This window comes from Dolichospermum planctonicum (assembly GCF_005402965.1).
Lineage (GTDB): Bacteria > Cyanobacteriota > Cyanobacteriia > Cyanobacteriales > Nostocaceae > Dolichospermum > Dolichospermum planctonicum.
Genome location: NZ_BJCF01000012.1, coordinates 22,446 through 41,999, shown reverse-complemented (window position 1 = coordinate 41,999; position 19,554 = coordinate 22,446). Strand labels below are relative to the sequence as shown.

The 19,554-nt window shown below is 36.0% G+C and carries 17 protein-coding genes and 1 other RNA gene; 14 read left to right on the top strand and 4 right to left on the bottom strand.

Annotated elements, in window-relative coordinates:
• Window positions 1-214: 214 nt before the first annotated feature.
• A complete protein-coding gene (locus FFO06_RS07465; protein WP_201275437.1) occupies window positions 215-592 on the top strand; it encodes a TMEM165/GDT1 family protein in 378 nt (125 codons plus the stop codon).
• Window positions 593-631: 39 nt separating this feature from the next.
• On the top strand, window positions 632-913 hold the full coding sequence (locus tag FFO06_RS07460; protein ID WP_028090900.1) for a TMEM165/GDT1 family protein: 282 nt from the start codon (window positions 632-634) through the stop codon (window positions 911-913).
• Here FFO06_RS07460 and FFO06_RS07455 read toward each other — a convergent pair.
• Window positions 910-1,395: a DUF4149 domain-containing protein gene (locus FFO06_RS07455; RefSeq protein ID WP_137907472.1), complete on the bottom strand. Its 486-nt coding sequence runs from the start codon at window positions 1,393-1,395 to the stop codon at window positions 910-912. The genes FFO06_RS07460 and FFO06_RS07455 overlap by 4 nt on opposite strands.
• 432 nt (window positions 1,396-1,827) lie before the next feature.
• On the opposite strand from FFO06_RS07455, the gene FFO06_RS07450 reads away from it, so the two are divergent.
• From FFO06_RS07450 to rnc, 6 genes are all read left to right on the top strand, one after another.
• Entirely contained in the window at window positions 1,828-2,715 is an 888-nt protein-coding gene (locus tag FFO06_RS07450) for a hypothetical protein (protein ID WP_137907471.1), read from the top strand.
• A gap of 524 nt (window positions 2,716-3,239) precedes the next feature.
• Complete coding sequence (locus tag FFO06_RS21480; RefSeq protein WP_190371875.1) at window positions 3,240-3,386, top strand: hypothetical protein; 147 nt, start codon at window positions 3,240-3,242, stop codon at window positions 3,384-3,386.
• Window positions 3,387-3,656: 270 nt separating this feature from the next.
• On the top strand, window positions 3,657-4,355 hold the full coding sequence (locus FFO06_RS07445) for a hypothetical protein (RefSeq protein ID WP_028084564.1): 699 nt from the start codon (window positions 3,657-3,659) through the stop codon (window positions 4,353-4,355).
• Between the two features lie 86 nt (window positions 4,356-4,441).
• Window positions 4,442-4,806, top strand: an RNA gene (rnpB, locus tag FFO06_RS07440) — RNase P RNA component class A.
• A 300-nt stretch (window positions 4,807-5,106) separates the two neighbouring features.
• Window positions 5,107-7,854 (top strand): class I SAM-dependent DNA methyltransferase, encoded by a 2,748-nt coding sequence (locus tag FFO06_RS07435; RefSeq protein ID WP_137907470.1) that lies wholly within the window; start codon window positions 5,107-5,109, stop codon window positions 7,852-7,854.
• A gap of 201 nt (window positions 7,855-8,055) precedes the next feature.
• Entirely contained in the window at window positions 8,056-8,778 is a 723-nt protein-coding gene (gene rnc, locus FFO06_RS07430; protein WP_137907469.1) for a ribonuclease III, read from the top strand.
• Between the two features lie 170 nt (window positions 8,779-8,948).
• Here the strand turns inward: rnc and FFO06_RS07425 are convergent, their stop codons facing one another.
• Both FFO06_RS07425 and FFO06_RS07420 read right to left on the bottom strand, forming a co-directional pair.
• Window positions 8,949-9,833, bottom strand: a complete 885-nt coding sequence (locus FFO06_RS07425) for a DUF8832 domain-containing protein (RefSeq protein ID WP_137907468.1) — start codon at window positions 9,831-9,833, stop codon at window positions 8,949-8,951.
• A 24-nt stretch (window positions 9,834-9,857) separates the two neighbouring features.
• Entirely contained in the window at window positions 9,858-11,768 is a 1,911-nt protein-coding gene (locus FFO06_RS07420) for a sensor histidine kinase (protein WP_137907467.1), read from the bottom strand.
• Window positions 11,769-12,150: 382 nt separating this feature from the next.
• Here FFO06_RS07420 and FFO06_RS07415 point away from each other — a divergent pair, with 382 nt between their 5' ends.
• The 3 genes from FFO06_RS07415 (at window position 12,151) to FFO06_RS07405 (ending at window position 14,567) form a co-directional block, all read left to right on the top strand.
• On the top strand, window positions 12,151-12,840 hold the full coding sequence (locus tag FFO06_RS07415) for a RibD family protein (RefSeq protein WP_137907466.1): 690 nt from the start codon (window positions 12,151-12,153) through the stop codon (window positions 12,838-12,840).
• 37 nt (window positions 12,841-12,877) lie between these two features.
• Window positions 12,878-14,053 carry a GNAT family N-acetyltransferase gene (locus FFO06_RS07410; RefSeq protein WP_137907465.1) on the top strand — a complete coding sequence of 392 codons (1,176 nt, stop codon included), beginning with the start codon at window positions 12,878-12,880 and terminating at the stop codon, window positions 14,051-14,053.
• A 127-nt stretch (window positions 14,054-14,180) separates the two neighbouring features.
• Window positions 14,181-14,567 carry a DUF4346 domain-containing protein gene (locus FFO06_RS07405; RefSeq protein WP_137907464.1) on the top strand — a complete coding sequence of 129 codons (387 nt, stop codon included), beginning with the start codon at window positions 14,181-14,183 and terminating at the stop codon, window positions 14,565-14,567.
• A gap of 43 nt (window positions 14,568-14,610) precedes the next feature.
• On the opposite strand, the gene psb32 is transcribed toward FFO06_RS07405, so the two are convergent.
• On the bottom strand, window positions 14,611-15,360 hold the full coding sequence (psb32, locus tag FFO06_RS07400; protein ID WP_137907463.1) for a photosystem II repair protein Psb32: 750 nt from the start codon (window positions 15,358-15,360) through the stop codon (window positions 14,611-14,613).
• 174 nt (window positions 15,361-15,534) lie between these two features.
• Here psb32 and cysH point away from each other — a divergent pair, with 174 nt between their 5' ends.
• From cysH to FFO06_RS07385, 3 genes are all read left to right on the top strand, one after another.
• Window positions 15,535-16,239: a phosphoadenosine phosphosulfate reductase gene (cysH, locus tag FFO06_RS07395; RefSeq protein ID WP_137907462.1), complete on the top strand. Its 705-nt coding sequence runs from the start codon at window positions 15,535-15,537 to the stop codon at window positions 16,237-16,239.
• Between the two features lie 74 nt (window positions 16,240-16,313).
• Window positions 16,314-17,585: an exonuclease subunit SbcD gene (gene sbcD / locus FFO06_RS07390; protein ID WP_137907461.1), complete on the top strand. Its 1,272-nt coding sequence runs from the start codon at window positions 16,314-16,316 to the stop codon at window positions 17,583-17,585.
• A gap of 122 nt (window positions 17,586-17,707) precedes the next feature.
• A complete protein-coding gene (locus tag FFO06_RS07385; protein ID WP_137907460.1) occupies window positions 17,708-19,543 on the top strand; it encodes an APC family permease in 1,836 nt (611 codons plus the stop codon).
• Window positions 19,544-19,554: the final 11 nt, after the last annotated feature.

Sequence of the window (19,554 nt, the reverse complement as noted above, 5' to 3'; positions counted from 1 at the left end):
TTCTCATTAGTATTCTTCATGCAAAAAATTAATGCTACTATTTGCTTACTATTGCATCTTGATAAATAAAAGTACAGCAATAAGCGATCGCAGTTGGGAAATTATCCGCTTTCATCAAGCTGTGGGTTTTTAATTCAATCAGGTTGCAATTTATGACAACAATATGAGAAAATGAAAGGAATATGAAAATAACTGAAAGACAAAACTAACGACCGTGAAAATTGATACTGCACCATTCAGCATTCCTAAATTATCTGCAACCGAAAACCAGTCACATCAGACTATAGTTAAGGATGATCCCAAAAGCAAAACATCTGTATTTATGGTCTTTGGGACAACCTTTATCACGATTTTTCTCGCGGAAATTGGTGATAAAACTCAACTTTCCACCCTGTTAATGAGTGCAGAATCTCATGCTCCTTGGGTAGTTTTTCTTGGTTCTGGCGTAGCATTAATTACTACTAGTTTATTAGGAGTATTATTAGGTGGTTGGATTTCTACGAAACTCAGCCCTAAAACTGTTGAAAAACTAGCCGGTGTCATGTTGCTACTAATTTCCCTGATGTTGGTCTGGGATGTCATTCAAGGTTAATTTTTGTAATATTGTCAAATATTGTCAACCGAGGAAAATATGGACTGGAATCTTTTAGGACTGAGCTTTGTGACAGTGTTTTTATCAGAATTAGGTGATAAGAGTCAGTTAGCAGCGATCGCTCTTTCTGGACAAGGACAATCTCGAAAGGCTATATTTTTTGGTACAGCGGGTGCTTTAGTCTTAACTAGCCTCTTGGGAGCATTGGCTGGTGGTGCGGTGTCTGAATTTTTACCTACACGCATTTTAAAAGCGATCGCTGCCATTGGATTTGCGCTTCTCGCTATCCGTCTACTCTTACCTAACACTGATGAGGCTTAAATTTCCCGCCAACACCAATTTAAAAGTATACCTCCTGCTATGACCTTAAAGGCCTCTAGCAGGAAGTAACCGCTGTGTAATAAGTTCATAATTGCTGGGACTGGATCACTAGGGAGTAAGCTGAAATTAGCTCCTAGAGCGCACATTTGGGGAGTTAAGAAATAAGTATCTAGTAATGCTACTGTTAACAATATTCCAGATAATGCAATACTACCCAAGCGCCAATGAGATTGAGTTTTGCTAATAGCCAATACAGAAGTTAAAACCACAGTAGCGGCTAATAATTCTAAGCGATTAAAATTCCAAAAAACTACATAACCTGCTATAGAAAAACTAGCTTCGTTCATCATGCCGGCAAAGTAAAGACTAGGCATAATTACCCAATCTAAAACCAGACTAGCACTCAGCCAAAAGCCCAAGGTCAAGAGAATGGCTATTTGCCAAGTTGAGCGTTTAAATTCCAGATTAGAAATAGCGTTCATAAAAATAATTGCTTTGTTGTATTCCTAGTATCTAACCAAGAGAAGAATTTGACAACAAATATAAATTAACTGTTACAAACAAAAAATTCTAGTTATTAAAGGAGTTGCAGACAGATTTGTTAACAAATTTAAAGTTTTATTAAGAAATAATTGAGAATAGCAATATTTATTTATTGGTTATTTATTGGTTATTTATCGGTTAGTCGTAAGGATTCAGACAAGGGGTAAAGCCATCGGTATTTTTTAATTATTTATTAATAATTCTTACCAGAAGTAAAATAGTATTTTCATGTAGAATCAGGTTTGACATAGGATTCAGATTTGATTTTGCAAATATACGTAGGCTGGGCAATACTCTATCAACACTACCGAATATTGTGCAGAAATCATTTAAGATGCCTATAAAAAATTTCAAGTAGGGAATGATTAATCATGAAAAATTGGCAGCACAAATTATTTGTAGGCTTACTTTGTTGTGCATTTTTAGTTTTTGGATGGCAAAATAGGGTATTAGCTGAAGGAATGAATAGCTATAATACACCCGCATCAAAAACTCAATTAGCCCAATTAGAAGTAACTCAAAATGTCTATGACTATCTGTTGCAATATCAACCAGAAACTTATAATTTGCTCACAAAAACATTAGCAGATAGTATTGAAGATGCCAAAGAACCATTAGCAAATGAAGTAGTGAATAATCTTTGGGCTTTGTCTGCAAATAATCCACAAATCAAATCAAGAGAAAATAATGGCAAAATACAATATTTGATGTCAACTTGGAAATATACAAGTAATCCCACTACAGACTGGCCAATAGGTGCAAAAAAACTGCTACCTTATCAAACTTGGTTTACAGCAGTACCACAGGTTAAAGAATTTTGTCAAAAATATCAAGCAACTGATAGCAATATTCCTGATCATATTGAACTTTCATTGAGATTACAACAGTATTTGGGGTTAATTTTGAATAAGTATTCTACCAAAACCCATTTTGTGGAAATGTGGGTAAAAGGAGAAGATCTAATGAGACCATGTATTGATGGAGAAATTAACGATTCTAGTTGCGATCTTTTACCTTTACCTGTTCCTGATAATAGTCCTGTGGTCAAGACAATATACACCAATTCCTATAGCAATGCTAAAAAAGAATATTATCCCTGGTCTGGTTTAGGTTATACCTATGACTGGGGAAATCCTCAACAACCCCATCAAGGACCAAGTGAATTTATCATTAACCCGACTCCAGAAAAACCTGTAGAGGTGGAAGTTGTTTCTGTCACACCAACCCAAAAATATTGTCAGCATCAGATTCTACAGTAAAGTTTTTGTTAAATAGCAAATAACTTACAGCGGATTATCATCAGGGTGAGGTACAATTTGGGCGGGCAAGATGCCCGCACCACAACTGCTATATTACCCTGGCTGTAGCTATACAGATAAAACTCATTTATCCATAATTGAATTTTAATGTTGATAATTTGAGAATTATATCTGCTCATAATGGGTATTTATTCCTGTTGTATCTTCATCGAAAAAAACTACAAAAATTAGAATTTAAAATTAGTAAGATATTAAATCAGTCTGGGGAATGATGGCTAAATGATTAACATTTATCTAGGAAATCAACTAATACTGTATTTTGCTAATTAAGCCCTGATAATTGGAGGTGAGAAGCAAGAATTTGTAGTAGAAACTACTAAATATAAAAATCTTTAAAAATCTGACAGATTGATAGATTGATAAATGCTTAATCTCATAATCAACTCAATCTTTTATCCGGTATGGGCTAAATCAACATTGAAAACTTAAATAGAGTTGAAAGTTTTCAGAAAGTGAAAATAGTCATGAATAATACAAAAGAACGCAAGTCTGCTCAAAAGAAGCAGTCCTTTTCTCCAGTTGATATTGGAACTCCTCAAGTACCAGTCCGTAAAATCAAAAGTAAAAATCAGCAGTCTGAATTACTCAGTGACTGGGAACACGCAAGTTAATTGATCAGGTGGTTTGATTAGCCTTTAAACTGTCTAAACTAGAATTTGGGCAGATTTTTTTGGTGATGATCATGATTTAAGATAGTAATGGCATAAGGTAGGGTAAGCCTGGGTGAAGAAAAGTAGATTTTTCATGATTTACAGTCACACATAAGAAGATCATATCCAATCACATCACACAAGTTGATCACAGAAATTAAAGAAATCAGACAAATCATAGTTCAGATTATGTTACCATTTGTCAATCGGTAGAAGATCAGGGTTATAAAAATGCAAAATGGCGACCAAAATCTGATTATTTTGATGATTTATATACTTACCGTCTATTGGACATTTAATCGCATGATTGAATCTATAGACGATATAGTTAAAGTTGATTTCCAAAAAGGTGCTGTTGATAATCAATTAAAAGAACAAAATCTTCAGGAGACAGTGGGTATTTCTTTTAAAACAGGTACTTATGGTTTAGATAAAGTGCAAGATGATTTAAAAGAATTATCCATGAGTATTGAAAATAAATCAGACAGTATTGCTATATATGTTGACTGGGATAATAGTTCTTTTGTGGTTGAACATAGCAAGCAGTCGCGGCGGGTAATTCGCAAATCTCCTGACTTAACCCGGGATTTAGCTATACCCCAAGTGCCGACAATTATCGCCCCTAAAAAGACAATTTCTGAAAATGTCACCGCTGAAGATGTTTTTCAAAGAGATAAAGAATCAGGAGTCTATAAACCAGCTTCACCTTTAATCAATGTAGCGGGAGTTAAAGGGAATAAAAAGTTATACAAAGACTTTTTAGATGGTAAAAAAAATTTAGAATTTTCCTTACAACTTGTATTGCGAATTTCAGAAATGAGAGTCGGTATAGCACCGGGAATAAATGTTCCCCCAGTGTCAATTATTAATTGTCCTTTTACTATTAAAAAACTCCCTTGGACCTACGCTTTACCTTGGAATAAAAAGTAATCTAGGAATACCCCCGACTGCTTGAAAAAATCAGGGATCTGAGTCTTGCGATTTTCATGTAATTAAAAGTAAACTAGAGAAAGGGGGAGAGTAGGCGTAGGCAGTTGCAGATTAGTCATTCAGACTGGTTTGAGGAAAGTCCGGGCTCCCGAAAGACCAAACTTGCTGGATAACGTCCAGTGCGAGTGATCGTGAGGATAGTGCCACAGAAAGATACCGCCAGTCAATTTATTGGTTGGTAAGGGTGCAAAGGTGCGGTAAGAGCGCACCAGCAGCGTCGAGAGGCGCTGGCTCGGTAAACCCCGGTTGGGAGCAAGGCCGGAGGAACTACGGTTGGTCTTTTACCGGTTCCGCTGAAAAAGAGCCGCTAGAGGTGTTTGGTAACAAGCATCCCAGATAGATAACTGCCCTCGCAAGAGAACAGAACCCGGCTTACTACCGACTCTCTCTTTTTAAGCGAATTATGGATTTTTTATTTTCCATAGTTCGTTTTTTCACAATGATAGATTTAAGTTTTTTTTGGGTAAAGGCGATCGCTCTATCATAGCTCTATGATAATTAACTATAGATATAAACTGGACGGATACTATGCGGACAATTATTAGAAGCAGCCCAAAGAGATTTGAATTTGGCACTAGAAAATGTAGAAAATCCCCATGAGAAAAATTTTATTGAAAAGCATTTTAATTTCTTAAACGAATTGAAACAGACTTATAAAAAAACATCAACCAAGTAGAAATATACTATTACTATGCCATTAAGCTGGAACGAAATTAAAAGCCGAGCGATCGCATTTTCTCAAGAATGGGAACATGAAACCTCAGAAGATGCAGAAGCTAAATCATTTTGGGATGGGTTTTTTCATGTTTTTGGTATTTCTCGTCGCAGGGTGGCAACATTTGAACAATCTGTCAAAAAAGCCGATAATAAACAAGGTTTTATTGATTTACTCTGGAAGGGTGTAATTTTAGTAGAACATAAATCTAGGGGGAAAAGTCTAGATAAAGCTATGCAGCAAGCCAAAGATTATTTCCCTGGTTTAAAAGAACATGAATTACCAAAATATATTTTAGTTTCTGATTTCCAAAAGTTTAAACTCTACGATTTAGATACTAATATTACCACAGAATTTGTCCTCAAAGATTTTATTAATCAGGTTCATTTATTCGGTTTTATTGCTGGTTATGAAAAACGCACCTATAAAGATGAAGATCCGGTCAATATCCAAGCCGCTGAATTAATGGGTAAACTACATGATAAACTAGAAGCAGTTGGTTATCGAGGTCATGATTTAGAAGTCTATTTAGTCCGGTTACTCTTCTGTTTATTTGCTGATGATACAGGCATTTTTGATAAAGGTATTTTTTGGGAATATATTGATTTACATACTAAATCAGATGGTAGTGATTTAGCAATGCACATTGCTTCTATTTTTCATACATTAAATACACCACCGGAAAAAAGATTAACAAATTTAGATACTAATTTGGCTCAGTTTCCCTATGTGAATGGGAAATTATTTGCAGAGGTTTTACAACCCGCTGCTTTTGATAGCAAAATGCGGGAAATGTTTTTAGAAGCTTGTGGTTTTGACTGGGGTAAAATCTCACCGGCTATTTTTGGTTCGATGTTTCAAGCGGTGATGAATCCCACAGAAAGACGAAATTTAGGCGCTCATTATACCTCGGAAAAAAATATTCAAAAGTTGATTAAACCTCTATTTTTAGATGATTTATATTTAGAGTTGGAAAAAGTCAAAAGTAATCGGGGTAAACTCCAAGAATTACATCAAAAAATCGCTAATCTTTATTTTCTTGATCCTGCTTGTGGTTGCGGTAATTTCCTAATTATCACTTATCGGGAATTGCGAGATCTAGAGATGAAAATTTTGCAAGCATTGAATAAAAATGGACAGCAATTTATTAATATTCAAGATATTATTAAGGTTAATGTAGATCAATTTGCGGGTATTGAATATGATGAATTTGCGGTGCGTGTTGCGGAGGTGGCAATGTGGTTAATTGATCATCAAATGAATATTCAGGTTAGTCATGAATTTGGTCAATATTTTTTTAGAGTTCCTTTAACTAAATCTGCGAAAATTGTTCATGGTAATTCATTAAGAATTGACTGGGAAACCGTTGTCGAGAAGGAAAAGTTAAGTTTCATCTTAGGAAATCCCCCATTTGTTGGTAAACAGCTACAAAATGCAGAACAAAAAGCGGATATGCAATATGTTTGTAATAGTATAAAAAATTCAGGTGTTTTAGATTATGTAAGTGCTTGGTATATCAAAGCTGCTCAGTTAATACAAGATACAAATATTCGTTGTGCTTTTGTGAGTACAAATTCTATATCACAAGGTGAACAAGTTGGGATTATTTGGCAAGAACTTTACAATAATTACAAAATAAAAATACATTTTGCTCATCGTACTTTTAGCTGGAGTAATGAAGCTAAAGGTAATGCTGCTGTACATTGTGTAATTATTGGGTTTGGTTTAGAGGATATTGAAAATAAGAGAGTTTTTGATTATGTAAATATTAAGGGTGAACCAACAGAGAGGAAAGTTAAAAATATTAATCCGTATTTAGCACCAGGAAATGATTTAGTTATCTTGAAGAGAACTAAGCCTATTTTTAGTGTACCTGAAATGATCTATGGTAGTAAGCCTACAGATGGAGGAAACCTTTTAATGACTGAGGAAGAAAAGCTAGAATATGTCATTCAAGAACCATCTGGAGAAAAATTTATTAAACCATTTATTTCTGCTGATGAATTTCTTAATGGTAAAAAACGTTGGTGTTTTTGGCTTAAAGATATTCAACCTAATGAATTAAAAAAATTGCCATTATTGTCTGATAGAGTCATTAAAGTTAGAAAAATGAGATTATCAAGTACAAAACAATCAACGGTAAAATGGGCAGATTTTCCTACATTGTTTATTGAAAATAGACAACCTGATAGTAATTATATAATTATTCCTCTACACTCATCTGAAAATAGAAAATATATTCCCATCGGTCTATTTAACAAAGATAATATTGTTGCGAATAGTTGTAGTTGTATCCCTAATGCTACTCTCTATTTATTTGGTATTCTTACTTCAGAAATGCACATTACATGGGTAAAATATGTATGTGGAAGATTAAAAAGTGATTATCGCTATTCCAATACCATCGTTTATAATAACTATCCCTTTCCTGAAAACGTCAATGAGAAACAAAAACAGAAAGTAGAAACAGCCGCGCAAGCAGTATTAGACACCAGAGCAAAATATCCTGATAGTAGTTTAGCCGATTTGTATGATCCCTTGACAATGCCACCAGACTTAGTAAAGGCACATCAAATATTAGATAAAGCCGTAGACTTATGTTATCGTCCCCAGCCCTTTGTCAGTGAATTAAATCGAATTGAATTTTTATTTAGTCAATATGAAGCCTTAAATGCTCCCTTACTCAAACCAGAGAAAAAGAAAAGAACGAAAAAAAGCAGTTAATTGTTAAATAAAATTAATATAAAGTAAACTTATACCATAAATTTATGGTATGCTATCTTACCTCAATTCCACATTCCGCAGCTAGTTGCAATTCTGAGAATATGCAGACAGAAAATTTTTCCACAAAAAACAACTTGTACTTATACTCCATAATTTAATGCTAAGTTAAGAGTTATTAGCCCTTTTTTCCACACTTACCTAATGTCCAGCGTTTATCCCCGAAGACAACGGCAGCTTGAAAGTTTAGTTCAAAAGTTTGGTTTGTCACTAAATGCACCAGTAAAGTGGCAATTATTGGACTTGGCACTAACTCATCCTACCGTCTCCGATACCGCCAATTATGAACAACTAGAATTTGTGGGCGATGCGGTGGTACGTCTCGTGGCGGCTGTGGTATTATGGGAACATTACCCTAATTGCTCCGTTGGTGATTTTGCCGCTATTCGTTCGGTTTTGGTGAGCGATCGCATTCTCGCCCAATTAGCAAGAGAATATGGTTTAGAATTATATTTATTAGTGGCTGGTAGTGCTACTGCTGATCATATCGGGCAAGAATCACGATTAGCAGATTCTTTTGAAGCAGTTCTAGGTGCGCTTTACCTTAGCACTCAAAATCTTAACCTGATTCGTCCTTGGTTAGATCCCCATTTCCAACAGCTAACCACAGAAATCCGTCTTGACCCTGCTAGACTCAATTATAAAGCGGCTTTGCAAGAATGGACTCAAGCACAATTTAAGGTTCTTCCAGAATATCGAGTTTTAGAAATTAGTCAACCCCACCGCAATCATGAACGCTTCTTTGCTGAAGTTTGGCTACATGAAAAAATGTTAGGACAAGGTAAAGGACGTTCTATTAAAGCCGCTGAACAAGCTGCTGCAAAGGAGGCTTATTTGCTAATTAGCACCCATCTGACAGAGGAGTAATTAAAATCATCTGATATTTATATGTGAATATATATACTTACAGGTGTGATAACATACAAAATAAAACCAATTACCTCCCCCCAAGGGAGGACGAGGCTAAAAGGATTTTAAACCCACCTTTGTGGGTTATGTCTGTGTAGATGCGGTTTATAACCGCCTAATCTATGCTTCTATTCTTCTACTTTTACCCAAAAATCTGCGGTTTTAATATTTCCATTACGGTTAAATTGCATCCACATTTTATATATTCCTGATTTGGGAAATTTTGTCTCAAATTCTATTTTTCCATCTGGGCTATTTTTGAGTGCATGAGCATGAATATAATCGGATTTTGTCAGGGGAGACGAACTTTTAATAATCACTAAATGACCTTTTTCTCCTAAGTAGGGTTGTAGGTCTTGAATGGGTTGATTTTTATTGTCTTTTAAATCAAAAATTAAACTTACTTCTTTACCAGCTTGCAGATTTTTTTCAGACATATTCAGATTGACTTTAGTATCTGTTAAGGTTTTAGTTTTTGTGAATTTTTCTAAATCTCTTGGGGGTGAAACTGTACCAGGAATTGTGATCTTCATTAAAGAGACATTTTCCCTTGCACCAGCGGGTTTATAATCACTGAAAAGTGTATAATTTCCTGATTCTGGAAACTTTGTAGTTACTTGAAATCGTCCATTGTCTTTGTATTCGGGGTGAATATGAGCAAAAGAGTTTAAATCATCCCTAACTACAATTAAGTGCATGATTTTTTCCTGGAAAATATCAAATTTATTTACAGGTTTTCCCGTAGCATCTTGAATATCTATGACTAAATTAACTGATTGATTGGGAGTTAAAGTTTTGGGAGTATTTAATGTCGCTTTAGTAGTTGTTTGTGAATTATTTTCATGATTCATATTTTCCATAGAATGTCCCTCATGTCCACCCATAGAATCTTGATCATCATTCATCATCATACTAGGAGAAACTTCTACTTTAGTAGATTTATTAGTTGATGAACAAGCGGAAGCTACTAATAAAGTTGTCACGAAAAGAATACTTGATAAAAATCGTTTCATTTCAGAAATGTTTTACTTTTTAATTTATCGGCTAGTTTGACTCCTAACTCCATTACCAATAGCATCTTTTTTCTCTGTATTTGGTAATAAAGCTAGATCAGTTAAGGGTAATTTGATGATTACCGTCGTTCCTTGATTTAAACCCAAACTCTGCAAACTAATTCTACCACCCATCAGTTCAATTAAATTCCGGGAAATTGCTAAACCTAATCCAGTTCCTTCAAATTTGCGCGTAGTTGTACCATCAACCATGACAAAGGGACGAAATAGTTTACCTTGTTCTTCTGGATCAATACCAATTCCTGTGTCTTTAATGGAGACTATAGCATAAGGCTGATGACTATTTGTGTAAATACTTGTACTAATTTGAATACTACCTTCATCTGTGAATTTAGTAGCGTTACCAATAATATTAATTAGCACTTGTTTAAGTTTAACTATATCTGCCTTAATTGGGATGGGTTGATCACCTATATCACAAATTAATTGTAGTCTTTTGGATTGGATATTAACTGATTGTAAGTTAATTACCTCTAATAATAATTGACGTAAATCTAGAGGTACTATAATTACAGAAAGTTTACCAGCTTCTATTTTAGAAATATCCAATAAATCATTGATTAAACCTAATAAATGAATTGCTGTATCATCGGCTTTTTTGAGAAATTCTAATTCTTCTTCTTTGTTATCACACAAACCATCACGAACCAGACGAACACAATTAATAATAATATTAAGTGGGTTTCTTAATTCATGGGAAGTTGTTGCTAAAAATTGACTTTTAATTTGGTTAGCTGATTTAGCTTCTTTCCAAGCAATTTCTAATTCTTCAGCCCAATCTTTGAGTCTTTCTACCATTTGATCTAATGCTTGTGCTAGTTGGTTAAATTCCCGAATTTTGAAATTACGGGGAATAGGTTGGGCTGCGTGGTGACTATGAAGATTAACAGCATAGTCGCGCAGTTCTTCTACTGGACCTGCTAAATAAGGAACTAAATAAAATGATGCTAATAAACTTGCACCAATTAAACCAACTGTTAGCACAATCAGAATTAGTTTAATTTCTTCTAAACCAAATAGGGCATTTTCTACAGTTGTAACTGCTAGTATAATCCATCTTTGTGATGGTTTTGTGGTTATAGGTTTAGTAGTAGCTGTAAAACCAGCGACCAATTCTTCTCCTTCTTTAAAAGATAAATTACTAGAATTATTACTTCCAGCTAAAGCATCTTTAACTATAGCTTGTATTCTTTCTACATCGGGATAATTTTTAATATTAGTACCGATTCTTTCCGGTAATAGATGAGCTAAAACCCTACCATCTTCAGAAATTACAACTAAAGAACCAGTCAGAGAGCCTGGATGATTGGGAGTTTGTTGATATAATGTGGTTTTAATGCTTAATCGGTAAGCTAAATTACCACGTTGATTAGCAACAGGAACTGATAAAAACAACTGGAGTTGATTTTGTTTATCTCGTTTGCCAGTTTTTCCTGCTGGAGGTGGTAATATAAATTGAATATCAACATCATTATTGGTAGGAGATAAACCTGATGGGGTAATTTCTTGATCACCACAACTACTAGCAATTATATCACCTTTTTTAATATGGGTGAGTTGTAAACAATCAATTTGGTTTGGTAGTTGGTTTTTGAGTTGTTTAAGAAATTGTTGAATTTCTACAGATGATCCAGAATGAATTACTTTCGTTTGACTAGCGGTAATTAAATTGGAACGTAAAGCAGCAATATCGTCACTAATTTTTTCTCCTTTGTTAACTGCACTTTCTGTTAAATTTTGTCTGGCTGTATTAAAAAGGCTAGAACGGGCTTTATTCAGGGCGACTAATTCACCTACTAATAAAACCGGGACAAATACCAGCAGTATTCTTGTTACTAAAATTCGTCTAAATGACGATTGACTAGATTTAACCATCTGTTGTCTCTTTTCGCATTCTTAAACCACCATAAAAAGATATATAATTACACTCACTAAAGGAGACATTTTATAGAAGATAAAGCCGATTTAATCAGTGTTATCAGAATTTTTAATAGATAGAAAATAGGTAAAAATTGAAAATTAAAACTTAAAAAGTTATTACCGATGACCAGTTACCAATGACCAATGACCAATTACCAATTACCTGCCTATTAATTTATCTGTTTTCCCTAAAAATAAACATCATGTAAATCATAAAAAGTAGATATAGTGAATATTGTTGCATATCAATATAGGGAGTAAAATTTCTCAACATTGTCTTATAGCTATAAACTATGAGAAAATCTACACAGCAGCTAAAAATTATCAAAGTAACTTAATGATGGAAAATCGCCCTCATACCACAGTAGTTTTAGCCATGAGTGCTGATGGCAAAATAGCAGATTTAAACCGCTCCCCTGCTCGGTTTGGTTCATTAAATGATAAACTCCATCTGGAGAAACAAATTGCTGCTGCTGATGCTGTTTTATTCGGTGCTGATACCCTTCGTGCTTACGGTACGACAATGATAATATCAGAGTCAATACTCTTGCAACAAAGAATAAAAGTAAATAACCACCCCCAACCTGTTCATATAGTGATTTCCCGTTTAGCTAATCTAAATCCGGACATTAAATTTTTTCAACAACCGGTGAGACGTTGGTTACTCACAACTTCTATAGGGGCTTCTGTTTGGGAAAAAAGTTCAGCATTTGAGGAAATTTTAATATTTGAAACTCCTACGGGAGGAATTGACATTCTGGCTGTTGTAAAATACTTAGCAAGTGTACAAATTAGCCGTCTAGCTATTTTAGGAGGAGGACAATTAGTAGCATCTTTTCTTGAATTGGATTTAATTGATGAAATTTGGCTGACTATTTGTCCACTGATTTTAGGTGGTAATACTGCTCCTTCACCGGTAGGAAAAAAAGGATTTTTATCTGCTCTTGCTCCTCAGTTACAATTACTAGAAGTATCCACAGTTGAGCAAGAAGTATTTTTACACTATCGGATAATTCATCAGTCATAAGTAAATCTAAAATCCTAAATTGTTGAATAATTACACAATGATAAAAGCACACAAACCTAACTATTCTGTCACTTGGACTCACACAATCGCGGATGTTCCTAAATCTGCTTGGGATGCTTTAGCAATACCCTTAAAAACCCCTTTTTTAGAATGGGATTGGTTGCACAATTTGGAAGTATCCCATAGCGCTACAGCCCATGCTGGTTGGTTACCAAATCACTTGGTTTTATGGCGAGATGGAACTTTAATTGCTGCTGCTCCATTATATTTAAAAGGACATAGCCAAGGGGAATTTGTCTTTGATCATCAATGGGCTGAATTAGCATCTCGCTTAGGAATAGAATATTATCCCAAACTCCTGGGAATGACACCATTTACCCCCGCAGAAGGCTATCGGTTTTTAATTTCACCGGGAGAAGATGAGGAAGAAATTACAGCTTTAATGCTCCATGAAATTGATAGTTTTTGTGTTAAACATCGCATTTCTAGCTGTCATTTTCTCTATGTTGATCCCCAATGGCGACCAATTTTAGAAAAACAGGGTTTGACAACTTGGTTACATCATAGTTATATTTGGAAAAATGCTGATTTTACAACTTTTGATGATTATTTAACTGGCTTTAATGCTAATCAAAGACGCAATATTAAACGGGAACGCAAAGCTGTAGAACAAGCAGGTTTAAAACTTCAAGCTATGACTGGTGACGAAATTCCCCCATCTATGTTTCCCTTAATGTATGATTTCTATGCTGATACTTGCGATAAGTTTGGTTGGTGGGGTAGCAAATATCTGACAAAGCAATTTTTTGAACAGTTATACCATAATTATCGTCATCGCGTTGTATTTTTTGCTGCTTATCACCAACAAGATCAAGATCAGCGTCAACCCCTGGGAATGTCTTTTTGTTTATTTAAAGATAATCAACTCTATGGACGTTATTGGGGGAGTTTTCAAGACATAGATTGCTTACATTTTGACGCTTGTTATTATACACCAATTGCATGGGCGATCGCTCACAATATCCAAACTTTTGATCCCGGTGCTGGTGGTAAACATAAAAAACGCCGTGGTTTTCCTGCTACTCCTAATCACAGTCTCCACCGCTTTTATAACCACCGTTTAGAAAAAATTATCCTCCCTTGGATTCGAGAAGTCAATCACATCGAACAACAAGAAATAGACGCTATTAATGCAGAATTACCTTTTAAATAGCAAAATCTAGATCGCTTTTAGATACCGGACTTCTCACAGAATTCCGGTATCTACCTAAATGATCTATAATTACACTGAAGATGTAATCTAAAAAAGACTGTCTCAATAAATTTACTTTTGATAAAGCATGAAGGATTTACTACTTGAAGATTTGACAGCAATTGATCATAAACTTTCCCAGCGTCATATTGATCTTGACCCCAATGGCTATTTTATCATCTACATAGATAAAAATGAAGGATTGATTTATGCCAAGCACTTCACTAATATTATTAATGAGCGTGGTTTAGCGGTAGATCCAGAAACAGGTAAGGTCATTCCCGTACGCGGTAAGGTGGAAAGAACACACACAACCGTATTTAGTGGCCGCACAGCCAAAGAACTCTGTATTAAGATCTTTGAAGAAACTCCAGATTGTCCTATTACCTTCTTAGATCATGCAGCTTATTTAGGTAGAGAATTTGTCCGCGCTGAATTAGCTTTAGTATGCGGTAAAGATTATATTCAAGATTGATTAGTAGTAGTGATGAGTAAATACTTACCTCATCACTTATTACCTATTCCCCAGATTCTTTAGATTCTTTAGTTGCTGGTTGAAACACTTGGTAAATATAATATGTGGCCATGGGAATCACAGTAGCCGCAATTAAAAGCCCTACAACCCAAACAGTAGCATTGCCTTTATCAGTGTCTTCCGCTTTAGTGAACGTTCCTTCTACTTTGACAGTTTCTATTTTCTGTGGGGGACCTGGATCTGGTTTACCAGATAGAACCGCAACCAGGCGATCGCTCACATCCAAAAAACCCTGATTATATTTATTGCCATTACGCAAAAATGTACCTAATGTTTCTTCAGTAATACTCTGCGCGATCGTATCAGTCAATAGAGACTTAATATTATCACCACTAATTAAAGCAGTTCCATTAGTAACGGTGTCAACTAGTAATAACACTTGATTAGCTTGCTCTGCTGCGGTTGGAAACCATTTAGTAAATAATCCTTTGCCAAAACTTTCCGGTGTTTCACCGTAGTCAAGCCTGTGAATTGTTACAAGTCTCACCTCCTGACCAGTTTCCTGAGCCAAATCCTTGAAAGTCTTAGTCAAATTACCTTCATTAAATCGGCTAATCACATCACCTTGATCTAAAATCCAAGTATCTGCTGTTAAACCTGGCATTTCGTATACACCAGTAGCAGAAGCAGGTAAAATAAACAGCCAAGTCCCCATCACCATTACCAGTAAAGGTAAAAGAAGACGAGTAAAGTATTTTTTGTTACTAAATAACTTTTTGAGTAACTGTTGCATAGTATGAATCCTTAAACAGACTTGCAATCAAAATACTACATAATGAGGGACTTGGTAATTGGTAATTGGTAAGAAGTTCTTTTCCCTGTACTCCAGCATCGGCGGGGATATGTAACTTCATTAAGGTAATATTAAATTTAATAAAAGTAAAAAATCTTTGTTTAAGGAAATATCATGACAGCCTCTACCACCTTTGACTTAGTAGCACTAAATCAGCAATTGGAAACCGCAACCCCCAAGGAAATTTTAGCTTGGTCTATTAACAATATCCCCACGGGACTGGTACAAACTAGTGCCTTTAACGTTGATGACATCATCTTGACACATATACTGTATACAGAACTTGAGCATCCAGTTCCTGTAATTTTTCTTGATACCCTTTATCACTTTCCCCAAACCCTAGAATTAGTTGCTAAAGTCAAAGAAATCTATAACCTTGATTTAAAAACCTATAAAACACCAGATGTAGATAGTCGTGAAGCCTTTGCTGCTAAATTTGGTGAAGCCCTTTGGGATACAAATATTGCTAAATTCCACGATATTACCAAAATTGAACCATTGCAACGGGGTTTAGATGAACTGAATACCGTAGCCTGGATTACAGGCCGCCGTCGTGATCAAGCTATTACCCGTGCTACCATGCCTGTATTAGAATTAGATGGTAAGGGAAGATTGAAAATTAACCCCCTAGCTACTTGGACCCGTAAACAAAGTTGGGAGTATGTAGCTGAACATAAGGTAATTTACAACCCTCTCCATGACCAAGGTTATCCCAGTATTGGTGACGAACCTATTACCACTAAGGTAGGTGAAGGTGAAGACGAACGCGCTGGACGTTGGCGTGGAAGTGAAAAAACTGAGTGCGGAATTCATATTTAGTCAGTTGTTAGCAGTCTAGACGACTAAACCCCCGACTTCTTGAAGCAGTCGGGGATCATCCTACAATTAAATAAATTATGAAAATTCTTCATCTTTCAGATATCCATATTGGTAGCGGTTTTTGTCACGGGCGTGTTAATTCCCTCACAGGTTTAAATACACGACTGGAGGATTTTGTCAAGACATTATCTTTGTGTATTGACCGGGCGTTAAATGATCATGTAGATTTAGTTTTATTTGGTGGTGATGCTTTTCCTAATGCGACACCTGCGCCCTATGTTCAAGAAGCTTTTGCTCATCAATTTCGTCGCTTAGTAGATGCAGATATTCCCACGGTGTTATTAGTAGGAAATCATGACCAACATTCCCAAGGTTTGGGAGGCGCTAGTTTAAATATTTACCGAACTTTAGCTGTACCAGGTTTTGTGGTTGGTGATACTTTGACCACTCACCGCATTTCTACCCGCAATGGAGATATACAAATAATTACTCTCCCTTGGTTAACTCGTTCTACTTTGATGACTCGTCAAGAAACTCAGGGTTCTTCTTTGGCCGAAGTTAATCAATTACTCACAGAACGTTTACAAGTGGTAATAGAAGGCGAAATTCGTCGTCTTGACCCTAGTATTCCTACGGTACTTTTAGCTCATTTAATGGCTGATAATGCAACTTTGGGCGCGGAACGCTTATTAGCAGTGGGTAAGGGTTTTACTTTACCTTTGTCTTTGTTAACTCGCTCATGTTTTGATTATGTGGCTTTAGGTCATGTTCATAAACACCAAAATCTCAATAAATCTAATGACCCACCAGTGATTTATCCGGGAAGTATTGAACGGGTAGATTTTAGTGAAGAGAAGGAAGATAAAGGTTATGTCATGATAGACTTGGAAAAGGGGAAGGTAAATTGGGAATTTTGTCCTTTACCGGTGCGAATATTTCGGACAATTGAAGTAGATTTATCTAAACACGATGATCCACAAGCAGCTTTATTAAAAGGAATTGCTAAATATGATATTCAAGATAATGTGGTACGACTGATTTACAAACTGCGCTCAGATCAATTGGATTTAATTGATAACTCTTCCCTCCACAGTGCTTTAAAATCCGCCCATACTTACACCATTCAAGCAGAACTAGTCAGTCAGTTAGCAAAACCCCGGATTCCTGAATTGAGTACGAGTACCAGTATTGACCCAATGTCTGCTTTGAAAACATACTTAAATAATCGGGAGGATTTAAAAGATATCGCCCCGTCTATGTTAGAAGCAGCACAAAATTTGTTAACAGATGATCAGGAAATTATAAAATATAATCTCCCCGACTTATTGAAAAATTCGGGGATCTAACTCTAAAAAACTTAACAGTTAATTATGTTACAAATCTGCCAAAATTGCTATATTCTATAAACTCAGACTTGAGTTTCCCCTCAATTGAATAAACATAAACACATTTATCTGGTGGACTTTTTATGTCCTTGTATCCTCAGATTAAGCAATTTTTCCTTGGTAAGTCCTTACCAACCAGCGCCCATAGCGAAGAGCGATTAAGTAACGGTGCGGCTTTAGCGGTTCTTTCTTCTGATGCTCTTTCCTCGGTAGCGTATGCTACAGAAGAAATTTTACTAGTTTTAGTCGCAGCAGGAAGTGGCGCTCTGGGTTTGTCCTTACCTATTGCTGTAGCAATTATCGTCCTCTTGGCTATAGTAGTCCTTTCCTATCGTCAAACCATTCGCGCCTATCCTCAAGGTGGTGGTTCTTACATTGTCGCTAGGGAAAATCTCGGTCTTTATCCCGGATTGGTGGCTGGTGGTTCGCTGATGATTGATTATATTTTGACTGTAACTGTCAGTATATCTGCTGGTACAGCCGCTTTGACTTCAGCCATTCCGGTACTGAAATCTCACACTGTCCTGCTGTGTTTGTTTTTCATCTTTTTGATTATGCTGGCAAATCTCCGGGGTGTCAAGGAGTCAGGACAGATATTCATGGTTCCTACTTATGCCTTTATTACCAGCATTTTTCTGTTAATTGGCATTGGTTTGTTTAAATATACCACTGGGCAGGTGATAACTGAATATCCTTCTCTTCCTGTTAGTGAAGGCATAAGTGTATTCTTCATTTTACGGGCTTTTTCCGCCGGTTGTACCGCACTAACGGGGGTAGAAGCAATATCTGACGGGGTTTTAGCTTTTAAAACTCCAGAATGGAAAAATGCTCGCCTGACTTTGTTATATTTGGGAGTGATTTTGGGATTTATGTTTGTGGGTATCAGCTACTTAGCAAACATTTATCATATTGTTCCCGAAGAAGGACAAACCGTAGTTTCTCTTTTGGGTAGGGTTATTTTGGGAAATGGACCTGTTTACTATTTCCTGCAAATTGTCACTCTGCTGGTTTTGATGTTAGCTGCTAATACCAGTTATGCAGATTTTCCCAGACTGTGTTATTTCTTAGCACGAGATGGATTTTTACCTCGTCAATTATCTCTCTTGGGCGATCGCTTGGTCTACTCTAATGGTATTATGCTCTTGAGTATCTGTGCAGGAGTCTTAGTAATTATCTTTAAAGGTCAAGTTAACGCCATTATTCCTCTCTACGCGGTTGGTGTATTTACTTCCTTTACTCTCTCCCAAGCGGGTATGGTACGTCACTGGTTTCAAGAACAAACCAGAGGTTGGCGTGCAAGCGCAATCATGAATAGCTTAGGAGCATTTTCTACCCTAATAGTGTTATTAGTAATTATTTGTACTAAGTTCCTATTAGGTGCTTGGCTGGTTGTAATCGCAATTCCTTTAGTAGTTACTCTATTTGCAGCTATTCATAGTCATTATCAATATGTAGCTCAACGTCTCAGTATCCACGATTTAGCACCCCGGACTTATATCTCCGTTCCCAAACCCGCAGTTGTCACTCACCCTGCGGTAGTTGTAGTGGGACAACTCAACCGAGGAACGGTAGAAGCTTTGGACTATGCGCGGACAATTGCAGATAAAATTGTTGCTGTTCACGTAGATATTGGTTCTACAGACCGGGAAGAATTACAAAAAAAATGGCAAAATCTAGAAGCGGATATTCCTTTGGAAATTATTGAATCTCCCTATCGTTCTGTAATTGACCCCATTGTAGATTTTATTGGTCAGTTCCAGAAAAATCACCCAGGTGTTTTCACAACTATCATTATTCCTGCTTTTGTTCCTCGTAATTGGTGGGATAGTATTTTACATAATCAAACAACTTTGTTTTTGAAAAATGCTTTACGAGTTAATAAAAGTCGCATTGTTACGACTGTTAGATATTACTTATGATAATTGTCAAT

Excerpts from the sequence above, each read along its gene's own strand:
- FFO06_RS07460 (WP_028090900.1), top strand. The coding sequence starts at position 632 with ATGGACTGGAATCTTTTAGGACTGAGCTTTGTGACAGTGTTTTTATCA.
- FFO06_RS07455 (WP_137907472.1), bottom strand. The coding sequence starts at position 1,395 with ATGAACGCTATTTCTAATCTGGAATTTAAACGCTCAACTTGGCAAATA.
- FFO06_RS07450 (WP_137907471.1), top strand. The coding sequence starts at position 1,828 with ATGAAAAATTGGCAGCACAAATTATTTGTAGGCTTACTTTGTTGTGCA.
- FFO06_RS21480 (WP_190371875.1), top strand. The coding sequence starts at position 3,240 with ATGAATAATACAAAAGAACGCAAGTCTGCTCAAAAGAAGCAGTCCTTT.
- FFO06_RS07445 (WP_028084564.1), top strand. The coding sequence starts at position 3,657 with ATGCAAAATGGCGACCAAAATCTGATTATTTTGATGATTTATATACTT.
- FFO06_RS07435 (WP_137907470.1), top strand. The coding sequence starts at position 5,107 with ATGCCATTAAGCTGGAACGAAATTAAAAGCCGAGCGATCGCATTTTCT.
- rnc (WP_137907469.1), top strand. The coding sequence starts at position 8,056 with ATGTCCAGCGTTTATCCCCGAAGACAACGGCAGCTTGAAAGTTTAGTT.
- FFO06_RS07425 (WP_137907468.1), bottom strand. The coding sequence starts at position 9,833 with ATGAAACGATTTTTATCAAGTATTCTTTTCGTGACAACTTTATTAGTA.
- FFO06_RS07420 (WP_137907467.1), bottom strand. The coding sequence starts at position 11,768 with ATGGTTAAATCTAGTCAATCGTCATTTAGACGAATTTTAGTAACAAGA.
- FFO06_RS07415 (WP_137907466.1), top strand. The coding sequence starts at position 12,151 with ATGATGGAAAATCGCCCTCATACCACAGTAGTTTTAGCCATGAGTGCT.
- FFO06_RS07410 (WP_137907465.1), top strand. The coding sequence starts at position 12,878 with ATGATAAAAGCACACAAACCTAACTATTCTGTCACTTGGACTCACACA.
- FFO06_RS07405 (WP_137907464.1), top strand. The coding sequence starts at position 14,181 with ATGAAGGATTTACTACTTGAAGATTTGACAGCAATTGATCATAAACTT.
- psb32 (WP_137907463.1), bottom strand. The coding sequence starts at position 15,360 with ATGCAACAGTTACTCAAAAAGTTATTTAGTAACAAAAAATACTTTACT.
- cysH (WP_137907462.1), top strand. The coding sequence starts at position 15,535 with ATGACAGCCTCTACCACCTTTGACTTAGTAGCACTAAATCAGCAATTG.
- FFO06_RS07385 (WP_137907460.1), top strand. The coding sequence starts at position 17,708 with ATGTCCTTGTATCCTCAGATTAAGCAATTTTTCCTTGGTAAGTCCTTA.